Origin of the sequence: Aquabacterium sp. (assembly GCF_050725395.1) — a bacterium.
Lineage (GTDB): Bacteria > Pseudomonadota > Gammaproteobacteria > Burkholderiales > Burkholderiaceae_C > Aquabacterium.
Genome location: NZ_JBOHHL010000032.1, coordinates 1 through 14,422 on the forward strand (window position 1 = coordinate 1; position 14,422 = coordinate 14,422).

The following is a 14,422-nucleotide window of genomic DNA, read 5'->3' on the forward strand; positions in this document are numbered from 1 at the left end:
GCCCCGATCAGCCAGGCAGCGCCGCACAGCTCGAAACACCAGGCTCCCCAACAGGCATGCCGACCTTGCCCAAGGTCGACCGCCCATCCAAGCCTGACAGCCTGGCCGCCCAAGACATCGCGCAAGCTTACGCACGCTCGCCGCAAGTGGCCGATGCCCGATTCAAAGGCCAGAGGTTGAGCTTGCAAGGGGTGGTCGATCAGACCGAAGGCGGCCAAGGGCAGACACTGCTCATCACCTTGGGTGCCAGCCAGGACCACGCAGGCCTGCGGGCCGTGGTGGACATGGGCGCCCAGGTCAGCAACACGCCTCAACCCCGGGTTGGCCAGCTGGTGCGCATGGACTGCCTGAACCAAGGCCTGCTCATGGGCGAACCCGTGCTGGGCGACTGTCGCCTTCAGCCGATGTAAAAAAACCGCCGGCGTCACCACCGGCGGTCAAAGAATGCCTCAGGCATCCCAGAGGAAAAACCAGTTCAGCCAGCCCCTCACAGGGTCAGCAGGTACTGGACGAGGTTGGCCACTTCGCCGCCCGACTTGGCACACCAGGGGTGCGGCGAAGCGGGGAGGCCGATCGGGCCGGAGGCGCCGATCTCAGGGCCGAATTCACGGCGCATCTTCTGGTAGTCCCAGTAGTAGTGCGCCTCGTCACCGGGCACGGTCACGAAGTACTTGTGACGCTCGACGAACAGGTTGCGTGCATCCGAAGTGGTGTCGAAGATGTTCTTCTTTTTGGCCTTGTAGACGCGGAAAACATCGCCCTTGCGGTTCAGGTCGGGGAAGACCGAGGGCTGGTCGGCCGTGCCCAGCGCGGGGCGCACCGGCGCGTGCAAGGTGTAGTACTGCTTGTAGAGCGCACTGCCTTCGCTGCAACGGTCGGGGTTCACCAAGTCTTCCAGGTTGCGCACGTGGCCATCGGTCAGCAGACCGCGCGACGACACCCAGTAAAGATTGCGCAGGAAAGTGGCGCGGATGGACTGCTGCTTCTGCTGGAAGTCCGACGGCGCGAAGAAGCGCCCCACTTCTTTCAGCGACACCATCTTCTCGTTGGTGTTGGCGCCCAGCTTGTCCCCGTGGCACGAAGCGCAAGCCTGCGTGAAGCTGGCCTTGCCCGCGTTCACCGCGCTCACCACGGCCGGGTAGTTCTGCCAGCCCTTCTGCACAAAGGTGCCTTCCGTGGTCGACGTGCTGCCCGTCTGCGCCAGCTTGCCGTTGGACTTGAGCCAGCGGTAGAAGCCGATGTTGCGCAGGTCGTCATCGTCCTGGTCCAGCACCGACATGTAGGCGGTCAGGGCCTTGAGCGACTTCTGGTCCATCGCGCCCATGGCACCTTCCGGCTCCTGCGCGTGGATGTACGAGCCTTCGAAGCCCACGTAGGACTCGGTGTGCGACAGCGAGCGGCGGATCGGCAAGTGGTTGGTCACATTGGGGATGACCATCGGCGAGAAGATGTAGTCGTTGTCGTAGAGCGTGCCCTCACCCGCCGTGCGCGTCATGGTCGATTCAGTGGCGCCGCCCGGGATCAGGTACAGCATGGCCGTCTTGTCGACCTTCTTCTTGCCCGATGCCCAGCTGGGGCCCGGCTCGTCGCCCACGACGTAGGTGAACGTCGCGGTGGTGTCCGTGGTCTTGTCCCCCAGCACCGTCCAGCGCTGCGTCCAACCGGGGTTGGGCAGGCCCGGGAAGACCTTGGTGATGTTGGCGCTGCCCTTGCTGTAGCTGATCTGGTAGCCGTGGCACGACGCGCAGTTGAAACCGATCCATTTGCCACGCCCCAGCAAGGGGTGCGAGGACTCGGCATAGCGGTAGCCCACCCAACCGCTGTTGCTGGTCTTGCCAGCGGTCAGCTGCTGGTCCACCAGCAGGAAGCCAGGGATGGGGCTTTCTTGTGGGTAGGGATCGAAGCTGACGTCGTCGATGGCCTCGCTGGGCACCTGGCCCGCCACGGTCTTGTAGGCACCGAAGAGCACGGCCGGATCAGCCACCTTGCGGGTGTAGGGGTCGATGGCCTTGCCACCGAAGATCTTGTCCCAGTCCAGGCTCTTGAACTTGTGCGCCACGCCCAGGCCATAGTCGTAGGACCAGAAGATCTGACGGCCCAACTTGACCATCTCGGCGAAGCTGGCGTTGTTCACACTGACGTTGATGGGCGCGATGGCCTTGGTGTCGTCCGACAGCAGCGAAACGATGTCGCAATTCGGATTGGCCGGCGCCTCCAGGCGCGACTGCTGCACGTCGATGATGTTGTGTGGCTCGCCAGGCTTGCGCAGCGAAGTCAGGTAGCCGGTGCGCTTTTGCACCTGCAGCTTCAAGGGGCCCTTGCTGGCATGCGCCGGCACGCGGAACTCGACCTTGGTGTCGGACCAGCTGAGCACGTCCTTGGGCCAGCTGCTGGTGACCTTGCCGGTTTCGTAGTTGGCGCTGGCCAGGATGTCGAGCTTCTGCTCGTACATGACCAGGTCGGTCTCGAGCACGCGGCTGTTGCCGACCATGATCTTGCTGAAATCGATGTCGGTGCCGGCACCAAAGCCACTGCCGATCAGCGTGACGGTGTCACCGGGCTTGAGCGCGGGGGCGGTGGTGCTGCCCGCCGTCCAGACCAAGGCGCCATTGACCAGCATCTGCTGCGCCACCGGCTGTGCGAAGTTTTGAGCGGAGGCGGCGCGCTGCTGCTCGCGTGCGGCGTTGAAGCTGCACACCAGCTCCTGGTCAGGGAACTTGGGGGCGGCCTGGCAAAGCGGCACGCAGGCAGCCAGGGCCATCAGCCCCAGCGTGGGCGCCACCCTGTGATATGTGTTGGCCATGAGATACCCCCGGTTCAGTGTTCGACATTGAAGATGTGCGCATGGTCGCGGACCGCTCACTTCAACGTTGTCGGATGACCGACAAACCAGGGATAGACCTAGGTCGGCGCGGGAAACGCCGACCTGTGAGCCCTCAGGCCTGGGCCCGACGGCGGGCCACCGCGGCGCTCACGCCCAAAAGGCCCATGCCGAACAAGGCGTAGCTTGAAGGCTCGGGAACCGCCGGGGCCGTGAAGGACACGGCGCCCCAGTTCGAATCACGCCAGAGGCGGTTCAAGGGGTCATTGGGATTGGTGGCCAGTGCGGCCAGGCCCAGGTTGCTCAAGATGAGCTCGCCAGCGGCGCCGTTCAAGCGCAAGCCGCCAGCCAGATTGCCGCTGGCCGTGGGACGAGGCACGCCGTCCGGGCCATTGCTGAACACGATGCGGCCCTCGGTGCCACCGACGATGCCGACCTGGGTCGCCGTGAAGAGGGCGGTCCGACCAAGGTTGGTGGCCGCGCCGCCACCGGCGGTGGCGGCGAAGACGTTGGCATAGACGGTGGATTGGTTCAGGTCCAGCTCAAAACCCGTGAGGTAAACGGAATACTGCGCTTCCACATTGCCGTTTTCATCGACGAGAGAACGGCGCAGCCGCAGGAATGAATCTGGGGACGCCAGCGAACTGACATGGTCACCCGAGGTGGTCACGGAGGAGAACGTCAGGTTCAGCGAACCGGCCGCGTAAGACCCCGCGTTGGCATTGCCCCCCGTGGACACCCCCGAGACGGCAGGAATGATGTTCGGGGTGGCCAGGGCAACGCCAGAAGACTTCAAGGCATTCAGGGCATCGTTGGAAAACGCCAAGGTGCCCGAGCCTGAGGTGAGCGTGGGTGGAAAAGGAATGAACTGAGCCTGGGCGGCATTGGCCGCCACGAATGCCGCCACGGCCAATGAATGTTTGAATGCAGTTTTCATGCGAATCTCTCCCTGATATTGATGAAGTGTCCAGCACGCATTGGCGCGGGACACTTCCATCTTAAAGAGATCGCGGCCCCCGCCAAACAGTCGTTACAGCCGCTTGACAAGTGTTGCAATTGCCTGGATGGCGATCAGGCCCTGGCCCGGCGGCGGGTCATTGCGCCGACGCCCAGGAGCCCGATGCCGAACATGGCATAGGTCGAAGCCTCCGGCACGGGCGAGGTCGTGAAGCCAAAAGTGCCCCAGTTGACACTGCGCCACAGCCCCGCCACCGGGTCATTGGCGTCGGTCGACAAACCCAGGTTGCCCAGGATGGTGTCCGCCGTGCTGGTGTTCATCCGCAATTGGCCCGCGAAGTTCCCGCTGGCGTGGGCACGGAGCGATCCCGGATAGTCGGGGTCCGAGACATAGGTGATCTGGCCTTGCGTTCCACCCACGAGGCCCACCTGGGTGGCCTGGAAGATGGCCTGCCGGCCCAAGTCGGTGACCAAGGGCGCGTCGAGGCCGTTGCGAACGGAGGACGACAACTTCGCGTAGATCGTGGCGCTGACCAGGTCCACCTCGACATCCTGCATGGACACCACATAGCGGGTCAGGCTGTCAGGGTTGTCCTCATCGACGACCGTCCGCCTGAATTCGACGAGGGAGTTGAGCGATTGAGTGGCCACCGCGGCGCGTTGGTCGTCCGAGATGGTGAACGACCCCAGGGCCAAGTCCAGTTGTCGCGTGCCGCTGGCATACGAGGCGCGGTTGTCCGTGGCCGGCAAGCCGGGCAGGGTCGCCGGTGTGCGGATGCTGACGCCTCCCGAGCCCAGCGACATCGATCCATTGTCCGAGAAGGCCAATTGAGCCGATCCGTTCGTCAGGACCGGTGGAAAGTCGCCGAAGGCGGCATGCGCCATGCTGCCCGCGAGCAGGGTGGTGACCGCGAGCAAATGTTTGACCGGTTTGTTCATGTGATGTCCTCCACTGGATTGTTGAATGAGGCCCATTTTTCGGGCCGCGTCCATTTTAGGAAAGAAGCAACATCACCAAAGCCGGGTTAGCCCCCAGCTTGACGCGACGGCCCGATCTGACCCAGCAGCGCCTTGTCCGCACTCGACAACCCCGCCACCGCGATCAGCTCGCCAAGGTTCAGCACCTCGATGCGGCCATACGCCACCTGCACCACGCCCTTGTCCTGCAGGCTCTGCAGGATCTGGTTGGTGGTCTGGCGCGACAAGCCCAGCATCATGCCCAGCTGCGACTGGCTGATGGGCAGCACGCAGGCGCCCGCCTTGACCGAGGCATGGGCCAGCATCACCAGGCGGCGCATCAGGCGGAGGTCGGCCGGCAACAGGGCCAGGTCCTCCATGCCGATGAAAGCGAAGCGCACCTTGAGCGACATCAGCACGCCGAAGTCGCGCCAGTAGACGGGACAGCGCGCCAGCAGTTCGTTCAGCGGCCCCATGGGCACGTGCAGCAGGCGCGTGGCGGTGTCGGCCACGGCGTTGTGCGTGCGCGGCAGGTGGTCGAACAGGGCGATTTCGCCCAGCCACATCGGGGGCTCGACCAACGACAGGATGGCTTCCTTGCCCGCCTCGGTCACGCCCGAGATGCGCAGGTTGCCTTCCAGCACGGCGTAGATGCCATCGGCGGCATCGCCCCGGAAAAACAGGTGTTCGCCGGTTTTCAGGCGCCGTGGCGTGGCCAGGGTCAGCAGGTCGTTTTCAAGGCCCGAGGACAGGCTGCCGAACCAGGCATCCGTGCGAAGCTGTGCCCGCAACTCGGGCGTGACCCAGGATGCCGCGTTCACAGTTGACCGTAGGAATGCAGGCCGGACAGGAACATGTTCACCCCGAGGAAGGCGAAGGATGTCACCAGCAGGCCACCCAGGGCCCACCAGGCCGCGAAAACACCGCGCAGGCCTTTCATGAGGCGCATGTGCAGCCAGGCCGCGTAGTTCAGCCACACGATCAGGGCCCAGGTTTCTTTCGGGTCCCAGCTCCAGTAACCGCCCCAGGCCTCGGCCGCCCAGAAGGCCCCCAGGATGGTGGCGATGGTGAAGAAGGCGAAGCCCACCGCGATGGCCTTGTACATGACGTCGTCGAGCACGGCGAAGTCCGGCAGCTGCGAAGCCAGCTTGCGGCGCATGCTGAGGATGCCGGCCACGATGACGGCGGCGATGCCGAAGTACACGGCCCAGTAGCTGCTCGTGGCCTGTTCAGCACTCGGCTTGCCGCTGCGAAACACAAAGGGTTCGAAGCACAGCGCCACGCCGATCACCCACAAGGGCGCGAGCTTCCACCAGCGGGTCTCGGTGGCGTGGGTCTTGATGAGGTAGGCGAAGGCCACCATGGCCGACATCGCGAAGGTGCCGTAGCCGATGAAGTTGGCCGGCACGTGCAGCTTCATCCACCAGCTTTGCAAGGCCGGCACCAGCGGTTGGATCTCGCTGGCGCCGCGCTCCAGCGCGTACCACAGCAGGAAGCCCACGGCCGCGCTGACCACCAGCATCACGAAGGCGCCCAGGCCCATCAGCGACTGGCCCGCCTTGGCAAAACGGTCTTCGTAGTACAGCCAGAAAGTGGTGGTCATCCACGAGAACAGCACGAACACCTCGTAGAGGTTGCTGACCGGGATGTGGCCGATGTCGGGGGCAATCTGGTGGCTTTCGAACCAGCGCACGAGGGTGCCGACCAAGGCCATGAAGACGCCGGCCCAGGCGATGCGCGAACCCAGGCGCGCCCCCGTGACGCTCTTGCTGAACACCCCGATCCAGTAGAAGACGGTGCTCATGAAAAAGAGCACGCTCATCCACAAGATGGCGCTCTGGCTGGACAGGAAGTACTTCAGCCAGAACACCTTGTCGGCCTGCGCCAGGTCGGCGCCGTAATCATCGGTGGCGCGCATGTACAGGCCCATCGCGCCCCAGGTCACCAGCCCGGTCGCCAGCAGCAGCACACGGACCGGGCCCCAGAACCAGCCCAGCGCGATGATGGCGGGCAAGGCCCCGGCCAGGATGGCCCGTTCGTAGATGTCCATCGAGGCCCCGTGCGACTGGAAAGCCCAGCCCCCCAAGGCCAGCACGGTGACCGCGAAGGCCCAGTCGAAAAGGGACCTGTGCAGGCCACGCGGCCCGGGCAGGGAATGGGTCGAGGAGGTCGTCATGGGGGACTCACACTTCTTTCAAATCAGGCGCTGGGGCTGGCGCCAGCAGGGCGGCTCGAACCTGCTCGAATTCGGCGTCGGTGTCCAGCGTCTGCCGGGTGGACGACAAGGCCATCCTGACCTGCGTGCCCTGGGCACCGTCGCCGTGCAGCCAGACCCACAAGCGTCGCTCGCGAATGTAGAGCATGGCGAAGACGCCGACAATCAGCAAAACACACCCCAGGTAAACCACGTTGCGACCCGGGGTGCGCGTGACCTGGAAGACGCTGGCCTGGCGTTGCTCGAAGCCTTCCAGCATCAGCACGACCGGCACGGGGTACAAGGCCGCGTCGGACAGGGACAGCACCGACTGCGTCATGAAAGCCTGGGCAGAATCCGTGTCCATGGACAAGGGTGCCAGCCCGGCCCGCTCGCGGCTCAGGTTCATCAGCTCGGACAGGGCGCCATTGAGGATGCGCACCAGGGTTTCCGACGTGCGTTCGCGCTCACGCTCGGGCACCACCTTTTCGATGAAATCCGACAAGGCCTGAAGGCCGCCAGCGGACGTCGTGGGCACGGGCTCGCCAGGCTCGCCGGGGGTCACGATCACCCCCGCGAACAAATCCAGGGCCCGCTGTGCCGACATGCCCAACTGCTGGACCAACTCGGGCCGGTTGGGCGGGGCGCCCTTGGCGGCGAAGCGCTGCACGGCCTCGCGGCGCATGCCCTCATCGTTCAAGGCCCGGCGCAAGCGCAGCCAACCGTTCATGCTGCCCTGCTCATCGGCCGGGATGCGCAGGAAGCGGAAGTTCTCGGCCGGGGTGTCGCGCACGCCCAGCAGGAACGTCGGCCGGCCCTGCAGGTTCACCGGCACCATGTAGTTCTGGTATTCACGCGCCTGGCCGGCCGAGTCGCGCAGCTTGTAGGTGACCGACGGGCCCACGTTGACCAATTTCTTGTCGCCCGGAGGCTTGGCGCCCGAACCCAGGTGTTTGCTCAGGTCGGCCAGGTTCACACCGCGCACATCGGTTTTGTCCTCGCCCGCGCCTTGGGCATCCGACAGGTTCTCGACGTTGATCACGCGCAGGCCGGTGATCTCCACCCTGACCTGGCCCCGGGCATCGGCCGCCAGGGGCAAGGGGTTGCCATTGACCTCGCCCTGGATCAGGGGCGCGTCTTCGCCCAGCCCCTGTCCGTTCAGGAACACGGGCTTGAGGCTGACCTGCGATCCGCCATCCTCAAAGCTGGACTGGAAGATGGTCACGCCGTCGTAGACCACGGGATGGTTGACCTCGACCGTGGCCGCCTTGGTGGTGTTGGTGCGCGGATCGTGGATCACGATGTCGCTGGCGAAACGCTTGGGCATGCCCGTGGCGTAGTAGTCGACGTTGAACTTCTTGAGCTCGACCTCGAAGGGCAAGGGCTGCAGCAGCATGCCCTTGTCCAGGTTGAGCACCGCCGAGCTGGAGCGCTGGCCCTCGGCCACGAACAGTTGCGCGCGGTAGGCCGGGTTGTCCACGCTCAGGCGGCTCTGCTCGGTGATGGCGCCGCCCCGGAACGGCTGCAGGCCTTGCGCCCAGGCCTGGACCTTCACGATCAGATCACCATCGAACAGCCCCCCCAGGCAGACCAGCACGATGGCCGAGTGCGCCGCGATGTAGCCCAGCTTGTTGACCGCCCCCAGCCGCGCCGCGATCATCACGCCCGCCTCGCGACCCACGCCGCCCGTGCGCACCTGGCTTTTGATGGACCAGCCCGCGCTGGACAGCAGTTGCTGCACGCGGTTTTGCGCCTGGTCCAGCGGCTGGTAAATCACGCCCTCGGCGCGGTGGTGGAAGGCGTTCAGGGCTTGCTCGCGGATGCCTTCCTTGTGGTTGCGGAAATCCACGAGGATGCGCGGCGCATTGCGCGCGATGCACAAGCTGGTCGAGGTGACCAGGAAGGCCAGGATCAGCATGAACCAGGGTGTGCTGTAGATGCGGTACAGGCCCAGGGCACCATAAACCTCGGCCCAGAAAGGCCCGAACTGCTCCACATAGTTGTTGGAGGGCTCGCCTTGGCGCACCACCGTGCCAATGGCCGACGCCACGCAGATCACCGTGAGCAGGGAGATCGCGAAGCGCATGGACGACAGCAGCTCCAGCAGATCGCCCTTGAGGGAACGCGCAGGCATCGGGGTGGGATCGGCGAGGGAGCTCATGGTCAACAGCGACTTCCGGGAAACATCGGCGCGCGGACTATAGCCACGCCACTGACGATCGCATGGTCGGGCAGGCGACCATGCAAGGGATTACCAGGCACAAAAAAGGCGGTTGCCATGGCCCCGCCTTTGATGGTGGCCCTTGCGGGCAAGGGCCGAGACCGGGACCCAGCCCGGCCCGCGCCGAGGCTCAACGCAAACCGGCGATGTAGTCGGACAAGGCGTCGATTTCCTTGTCGCTCAGGTTGGCCGCGATGGCGGCCATGGAGGCGTTGTTGACGCGGTCGCCCTGGCGGAAGGCCGTCAGTTGCGCCTTGACGTAGTCGGCGTGCTGGCCACCCAGGCGAGGATATTGCGCCGGGATGCCCGAGCCAGCCGGGCCATGGCAGGCCGCACAGGCCGGCACCGTTTTCTTGGCGATGCCACCACGGTAGATTTTTTCGCCCAGGGACACGGTGTCCTTGTTCTTCGCGAAGCCGTCCTTGGCCTTCTTGGTGGCGTAGAAGGCGGACACGTTGCGGATGTCCTCGGGCGTCAAGGGTGCCGCCATGCCGTTCATCACGGCGTTCTTGCGCTGACCACTTTTGAATTCGTTCAGCTGCTTGGCCAGGTACTGCGGGTGCTGACCCTGCAGGATGGGGTAGGTGGCCGCCCCCCGCGACCCATCGGCCGTGTGGCAGGCCGCGCACACCGCGGTGGCCTTGGCCTCACCGGCGGCCAGGTCGGGCTTGGCGGGCGGTTTGGCGGCAGATCCATGGGCCACACCCGTCAGGGTCAAGACCATCGTGGCAAGGGCAATCAGTGTGGAAAGACGCTTCATGACGATGAGTGGGGTTGGGCTGGAAACCCATTGATTTTACAATGGCTGATGACCGAACCTACGATTTCCCCGAAAGACGCCCTCGCCTGGACCCACACGGCTCGGTTTTTAACAACAGCCGCCAAATTGGAGCAACTTCCGCCCTCGGAGTTACCCGAGGTTGCCTTCGTGGGCCGGTCCAATGCCGGCAAATCCACCGCCATCAACACGCTGGCGCAACAGCGGCAGTTGGCGTTTGCCTCCAAAACGCCAGGGCGCACCCAGCACATCAACCTCTTCCAGGTCGGCCCCAAGGCCGCGCCCAACCTGCACTGGGCCGACTTGCCTGGCTACGGCTACGCGGCGGTCGACCGCACCGCCAAGCTGCGCTGGCAGGAAGTCATGGCCCAGTACCTGGCCGTGCGCCGCAACCTGACCGGGGTGGTGCACATGGTCGACTCGCGCCACGGCTTCACCGAGCTCGACCGCAACCTGCTCGAATTCGTCGGCCCCCGCGTGCGCATGGGCGAGGTCAAGCTGCTGGTGCTGCTGACCAAGGCCGACAAGCTCAACCGCAAGGAGGCCGACGCCGCCCTGCGTGAGGCCAAAGAAGTGCTGAGCGCCTTGAAGACCGAGGCCTCCAACATGAACATCATGCTGTTCTCGTCGGTCAAGAAAACCGGCGTGGGCGAAGCGGCGGTGATGCTGCGCGGCTGGGCCTCGACCGAAGAAGTGGCGCTGCGCGAAGCCGAACTGGCCGCAGCCCGCGCCGCCGAAAAGGCCGAACAAGACGCCTTGCTGGGCGACGACAAGCCGGCTCGGCGGCGCTGAACGTCGCGCCGCGCCGATCGCCCCCTCAGGCCCCGGTCAGGCGCGTCAGCGCTTCGCGGTACTTGGCCGCCGTGTGCTCGATCACGTCCTGTGGCAAGGCGGGCGATGGTGCGGTCTTGTCCCAGGGCTGGCCATTGACCTGGGCTTGCTCCAGCCAGTCGCGCAGGAACTGCTTGTCGTAGCTGGGCGGGTTGGCACCGGCGTTGAAGGCGGCGTCGTAGCCCTCCTGCGGCCAGAAGCGCGACGAGTCGGGCGTCAGCACTTCGTCCATCAAGGTCAGCGTGCCTTGCTCGTCCAGGCCAAACTCGAATTTCGTGTCCGCGATGATGATGCCCTTGGTCAGGGCGTAGTCGGCCGCGGCCTGGTACAGCTGGATCGACACCTCGCGCACGCGCTCGGCCAGGTCCTGCCCGATGATGGCGACCATCTTGTCGAAGCTGATGTTCTCGTCGTGGTCGCCCACGTCGGCCTTGGTGGCGGGCGTGAAGATCGGCTCGGGCAGCTTGCTGGCGTTTTTCAGGCCGGCGGGCAATTTCACGCCGCAGACCTCGCCGTTGTGCTGGTATTCCTTCCAGCCGCTGCCGGCCAGGTAGCCGCGCACGACGGCCTCGACGGGCAGGGGCTTGAGCTTCTTGACCAGCATCGAGCGGCCTTCGACCTGCGCGCGCTCCGCGGCGGACACGACGCTGACGGGTTCGTCGCCTGTCAGGTGGTTGGGCACCACGTCCTTCAGCAACTCGAACCAGAACAGGGCCATTTGGGTGAGCAAGGCGCCCTTGCCGGGAATGGGCTCGCCCATGATGACGTCGAAGGCGCTGATGCGGTCGGACGCCACCATGAGGATCCGGTCGCTGCCCACCGAGTAGTTGTCGCGCACCTTGCCACGGGCAAGCAGGGGCAGGGATTGCAGGGCGGAAGTGTGCAGGGCGGAGGTCATCAAAGGTCGGCTTTCATCTTCATCAACAACGGCTGGCGCCGCTCGCGGCCCAGCCCGCCATTGTGCCTCGCCTCGTCAGGCCAGGGTCTGGTCAGTCCAGGGTTAACTGCACGCCGGTCACCACCAGGGTGTCGGTCTTCTTGATGCCGACGCCGGGGTCCCCGTTGTAGCGCATGCTGGCGTTGACCGACAGCTTGAGTTTGGCGGTCATGGCCACGGCCAGGCCGGCCTTCCACTCGGCACGCAAGCCGCTGCCATCCAACGCCGGGGACAAGGCCAATTGCTGCTTGAAGGTGGTGTTGTCGGTCAGGCGGTGGCTGGAATTCTCGCCCAGCAGCAGTTCGACCCGGTCCAGGGTTTCGCGGTTCTGGTCGTTCACCACCTTGGGCTGGGTGTAGCGGTCGCGCGCGTAGCCCAGGCCGGCGGTGACGTCGAAGATGGTCTGCGGCGTTTCGATGACGTGGTAGCCCGCGCCGCCACCGGCGGTGACGCGCAGGTCAAGGTTGGCGGGGCGGTCACGCAGGCCGCCCACCTGGCCGAACAAGAACACCAGCGGCGTGACGTTGTGGTCGTAGCGGCTGTCCGCCGCCACTTGCTCGGCGGTGGTGCCCTTGGCGTCCTTGGCGTAGAGCAGGCGGCCGTTCACCGTCCACTTGCCATGGGCGCTGATGCGCGCGCCATCGGCGTTGAACGTGGCGCTGGACGCCTCGGTGTTGCCCGAGGACACGCTGGCCCCCAGGCCCAGCTCCCAACGCCAGTGGTCCAGCTTCACGTTGGGAGGCGGTGGGGCGGCTGGCGCCGCGGGCGCCAGCACGGCTTGCGCCAAGGCCACATGGCTGGCCAGGGCCAGGGCGGTCAAAACCATCGCGCGCTGCTGAAACTTCGGCATGTCAAACCTCCCCTGCCCCCGCGGCCTTGGGCACCGCGACTTTCCTGCCCTGGTCGGCCTTGCGGTCGGCCGCCACTTTCTGCGCCGTGGGGCGCGCTTCAATCAACTTGACGTAGGGCTTCCAGTCGATGCCGGCCGCCACCACCAGGTCTTCTCCGTAGACGATCTTGCTGGCCAGGCCGGCCAGGGGCAGGTGCGTGTAGGCAGCGCAGTCAGCGGCCGAGAAGGTGTCGCCCGCCACATAAGGGCCGAACACCGCCAGTTGCCGGAAAGCGGCCAGGTTGTTCACCAGTTGGCCTCTGACCCGGGCGGTGAATTTGTCGGGCAAGGCCTCGCCAAAGAAGGCCTGCGGGTAGAGCTGGCGGGCGCACAGTTCGATGTGCAACTCAAGGAAGGTGTTGATCTCGCGCTGCTTGGCGGCCAACCAGGGATCGGCGGGCACCAAAGGCGGTGTGGGCCAGCGCGCCTCGATGTAGTCGAGGATGACCTGGCTCTCGCACAGGCTGCCCTGTTCAGTTTCCAGGTAGGGCACCTTGCCCAGGGGCGACATCGCCTTGTCGACGGGGTGGCCCGTGGTGGGCACCAGCACTTCTTCGAACGGCACGCCTTTTTCAAGCAGCACCAGCTTGACCTTGTTGTAGTAGTTGGACAGGGAAAAGCCGTGAAGCCTGAGCATTGGGCACACCTCCAAAAAAAAACCGACCCAAGCTTAACGCGTGGGTCGGCTTCACCTCGGAGCCACGCCACAAGGCGCAGCGCGGTCGAGGGGTATCAGGGCGTATCAGCGCCGGGCATCGTCACGCCACCACTTGGGCCAGCTTGCCGCTGGCGTACTGGGCGGCGATGTCCACCAGGCTGACGGCCTTGATCTTGCTGCCCTGGCCTTCGCAGCCGAACTCCATGTAGCGCTGCTTGCAGATCAGCTTGGCGGCTTCGCGGGCAGGCTTGAGCCATTCGCGGGCATCGAACTTGTCAGGGTTCTCGGCCAGGAACTTGCGCACCGCGCCGGTCATCGCCAGGCGGATGTCGGTGTCGATGTTGATCTTGCGCACGCCGTACTTGATGGCTTCCTGGATTTCCTCGACGGGCACGCCGTAGGTTTCCTTCATCTTGCCGCCGTACTGGTTGATGATGGCCAGCAGGTCGGCAGGCACCGACGAGGAGCCGTGCATCACCAGGTGGGTGTTGGGGATGCGTTTGTGGATTTCCTTGACGCGCGAAATGGCCAGGATGTCGCCCGTGGGCTTGCGGCTGAACTTGTAGGCGCCATGGCTGGTGCCGATGGCGATGGCCAGGGCGTCCAGTTGCGTTTCGCGCACGAAAATCGCGGCTTCCTCGGGGTCGGTCAGCATCTGGCTGTGGTCCAGCTTGCCTTCGGCGCCAATGCCGTCTTCTTCGCCGGCTTCACCGGTTTCCAGGTTGCCCAGGCAGCCCAGTTCGCCCTCGACGGTCACGCCAACCTTGTGGGCCAGTTGCACGACCTTGCGGGTCACCTCGACGTTGTAGGCGAAGTCGGCCGGCGTCTTGCCGTCTTCCTTCAGCGAGCCGTCCATCATCACCGAACCAAAGCCCAGGTCGATCGCGCCCTGGCAGATCGACGGCGATTGGCCGTGGTCCTGGTGCATCACCAAGGGCACGTGAGGGAAGGCTTCGACGGCGGCCTGGATCAGGTGCTTGATGAAGGCTTCACCGGCGTACTTGCGGGCACCTGCGCTGGCCTGCAGGATGACCGGGGCACCGACTTCATCGGCGGCCGACATCACGGCCTGGACCTGTTCCAGGTTGTTGACGTTGAAAGCCGGGATGCCATAGCCGTTTTCGGCGGCATGGTCCAGCAGTTGGCGCATGGAAACGAGTGGCATGTGGAACCCCCTAA

13 protein-coding genes are annotated in these 14,422 nt (G+C 65.1%); 2 read left to right on the top strand and 11 right to left on the bottom strand.

Going from position 1 to position 14,422, the window contains the following annotated elements; genetic code table 11:
* Nucleotides 1-410, top strand: a 410-nt coding sequence (locus ACREB4_RS16810; protein ID WP_431589388.1) for an OB-fold protein, incomplete at its 5' end; no start/stop codon positions are given.
* Between the two features lie 77 nt (nt 411-487).
* On the opposite strand, the gene ACREB4_RS16815 is transcribed toward ACREB4_RS16810, so the two are convergent.
* The 7 genes from ACREB4_RS16815 to ACREB4_RS16845 form a co-directional block, all read right to left on the bottom strand.
* Entirely contained in the window at nt 488-2,803 is a 2,316-nt protein-coding gene (locus ACREB4_RS16815) for a hypothetical protein (RefSeq protein ID WP_431589389.1), read from the bottom strand.
* Between the two features lie 133 nt (nt 2,804-2,936).
* Nucleotides 2,937-3,758 (bottom strand): PEP-CTERM sorting domain-containing protein, encoded by an 822-nt coding sequence (locus ACREB4_RS16820; protein WP_431589390.1) that lies wholly within the window; start codon nt 3,756-3,758, stop codon nt 2,937-2,939.
* Between the two features lie 134 nt (nt 3,759-3,892).
* Nucleotides 3,893-4,717 carry a PEP-CTERM sorting domain-containing protein gene (locus tag ACREB4_RS16825; RefSeq protein WP_431589391.1) on the bottom strand — a complete coding sequence of 275 codons (825 nt, stop codon included), beginning with the start codon at nt 4,715-4,717 and terminating at the stop codon, nt 3,893-3,895.
* Between the two features lie 86 nt (nt 4,718-4,803).
* Nucleotides 4,804-5,556: a Crp/Fnr family transcriptional regulator gene (locus ACREB4_RS16830; protein WP_431589392.1), complete on the bottom strand. Its 753-nt coding sequence runs from the start codon at nt 5,554-5,556 to the stop codon at nt 4,804-4,806.
* On the bottom strand, nt 5,553-6,911 hold the full coding sequence (gene ccsB, locus ACREB4_RS16835; RefSeq protein WP_431589393.1) for a c-type cytochrome biogenesis protein CcsB: 1,359 nt from the start codon (nt 6,909-6,911) through the stop codon (nt 5,553-5,555). Before ccsB ends, ACREB4_RS16830 begins: the two co-directional genes overlap by 4 nt.
* 7 nt (nt 6,912-6,918) lie before the next feature.
* The gene (locus tag ACREB4_RS16840; RefSeq protein WP_431589394.1) at nt 6,919-9,090 is read right to left on the bottom strand and encodes a cytochrome c biogenesis protein ResB; all 2,172 of its coding nucleotides are present in this window, start codon (nt 9,088-9,090) and stop codon (nt 6,919-6,921) included.
* A gap of 190 nt (nt 9,091-9,280) precedes the next feature.
* Nucleotides 9,281-9,910, bottom strand: coding sequence for a c-type cytochrome (locus tag ACREB4_RS16845; RefSeq protein ID WP_431589395.1), 630 nt, complete (start codon nt 9,908-9,910; stop codon nt 9,281-9,283).
* A 48-nt stretch (nt 9,911-9,958) separates the two neighbouring features.
* Here ACREB4_RS16845 and yihA point away from each other — a divergent pair, with 48 nt between their 5' ends.
* Nucleotides 9,959-10,720 carry a ribosome biogenesis GTP-binding protein YihA/YsxC gene (yihA, locus tag ACREB4_RS16850; protein ID WP_431589396.1) on the top strand — a complete coding sequence of 254 codons (762 nt, stop codon included), beginning with the start codon at nt 9,959-9,961 and terminating at the stop codon, nt 10,718-10,720.
* A gap of 25 nt (nt 10,721-10,745) precedes the next feature.
* Here yihA and ACREB4_RS16855 read toward each other — a convergent pair whose 3' ends face one another.
* The 4 genes from ACREB4_RS16855 to fba form a co-directional block, all read right to left on the bottom strand.
* Nucleotides 10,746-11,657 carry a phosphoribosylaminoimidazolesuccinocarboxamide synthase gene (locus tag ACREB4_RS16855; RefSeq protein WP_431589397.1) on the bottom strand — a complete coding sequence of 304 codons (912 nt, stop codon included), beginning with the start codon at nt 11,655-11,657 and terminating at the stop codon, nt 10,746-10,748.
* A 91-nt stretch (nt 11,658-11,748) separates the two neighbouring features.
* Nucleotides 11,749-12,546, bottom strand: a complete 798-nt coding sequence (locus tag ACREB4_RS16860; RefSeq protein WP_431589398.1) for a DUF481 domain-containing protein — start codon at nt 12,544-12,546, stop codon at nt 11,749-11,751.
* 1 nt (nt 12,547) lies between these two features.
* Nucleotides 12,548-13,222, bottom strand: coding sequence for a glutathione S-transferase family protein (locus ACREB4_RS16865; RefSeq protein WP_431589399.1), 675 nt, complete (start codon nt 13,220-13,222; stop codon nt 12,548-12,550).
* 121 nt (nt 13,223-13,343) lie between these two features.
* Complete coding sequence (gene fba, locus ACREB4_RS16870) at nt 13,344-14,408, bottom strand: class II fructose-bisphosphate aldolase (protein WP_431589400.1); 1,065 nt, start codon at nt 14,406-14,408, stop codon at nt 13,344-13,346.
* Nucleotides 14,409-14,422: the final 14 nt, after the last annotated feature.

What these genes read in the sequence shown, in the direction of transcription:
- ACREB4_RS16855 (WP_431589397.1), bottom strand. Translation starts at nt 11,657, where the DNA reads ATGACCTCCGCCCTGCACACTTCCGCCCTGCAATCCCTGCCCCTGCTT.
- ACREB4_RS16860 (WP_431589398.1), bottom strand. Translation starts at nt 12,546, where the DNA reads ATGCCGAAGTTTCAGCAGCGCGCGATGGTTTTGACCGCCCTGGCCCTG.
- fba (WP_431589400.1), bottom strand. Translation starts at nt 14,408, where the DNA reads ATGCCACTCGTTTCCATGCGCCAACTGCTGGACCATGCCGCCGAAAAC.
- yihA (WP_431589396.1), top strand. Translation starts at nt 9,959, where the DNA reads ATGACCGAACCTACGATTTCCCCGAAAGACGCCCTCGCCTGGACCCAC.
- ACREB4_RS16845 (WP_431589395.1), bottom strand. Translation starts at nt 9,910, where the DNA reads ATGAAGCGTCTTTCCACACTGATTGCCCTTGCCACGATGGTCTTGACC.
- ACREB4_RS16820 (WP_431589390.1), bottom strand. Translation starts at nt 3,758, where the DNA reads ATGAAAACTGCATTCAAACATTCATTGGCCGTGGCGGCATTCGTGGCG.
- ACREB4_RS16815 (WP_431589389.1), bottom strand. Translation starts at nt 2,803, where the DNA reads ATGGCCAACACATATCACAGGGTGGCGCCCACGCTGGGGCTGATGGCC.
- ACREB4_RS16840 (WP_431589394.1), bottom strand. Translation starts at nt 9,090, where the DNA reads ATGAGCTCCCTCGCCGATCCCACCCCGATGCCTGCGCGTTCCCTCAAG.
- ACREB4_RS16825 (WP_431589391.1), bottom strand. Translation starts at nt 4,717, where the DNA reads ATGAACAAACCGGTCAAACATTTGCTCGCGGTCACCACCCTGCTCGCG.
- ACREB4_RS16865 (WP_431589399.1), bottom strand. Translation starts at nt 13,222, where the DNA reads ATGCTCAGGCTTCACGGCTTTTCCCTGTCCAACTACTACAACAAGGTC.
- ccsB (WP_431589393.1), bottom strand. Translation starts at nt 6,911, where the DNA reads ATGACGACCTCCTCGACCCATTCCCTGCCCGGGCCGCGTGGCCTGCAC.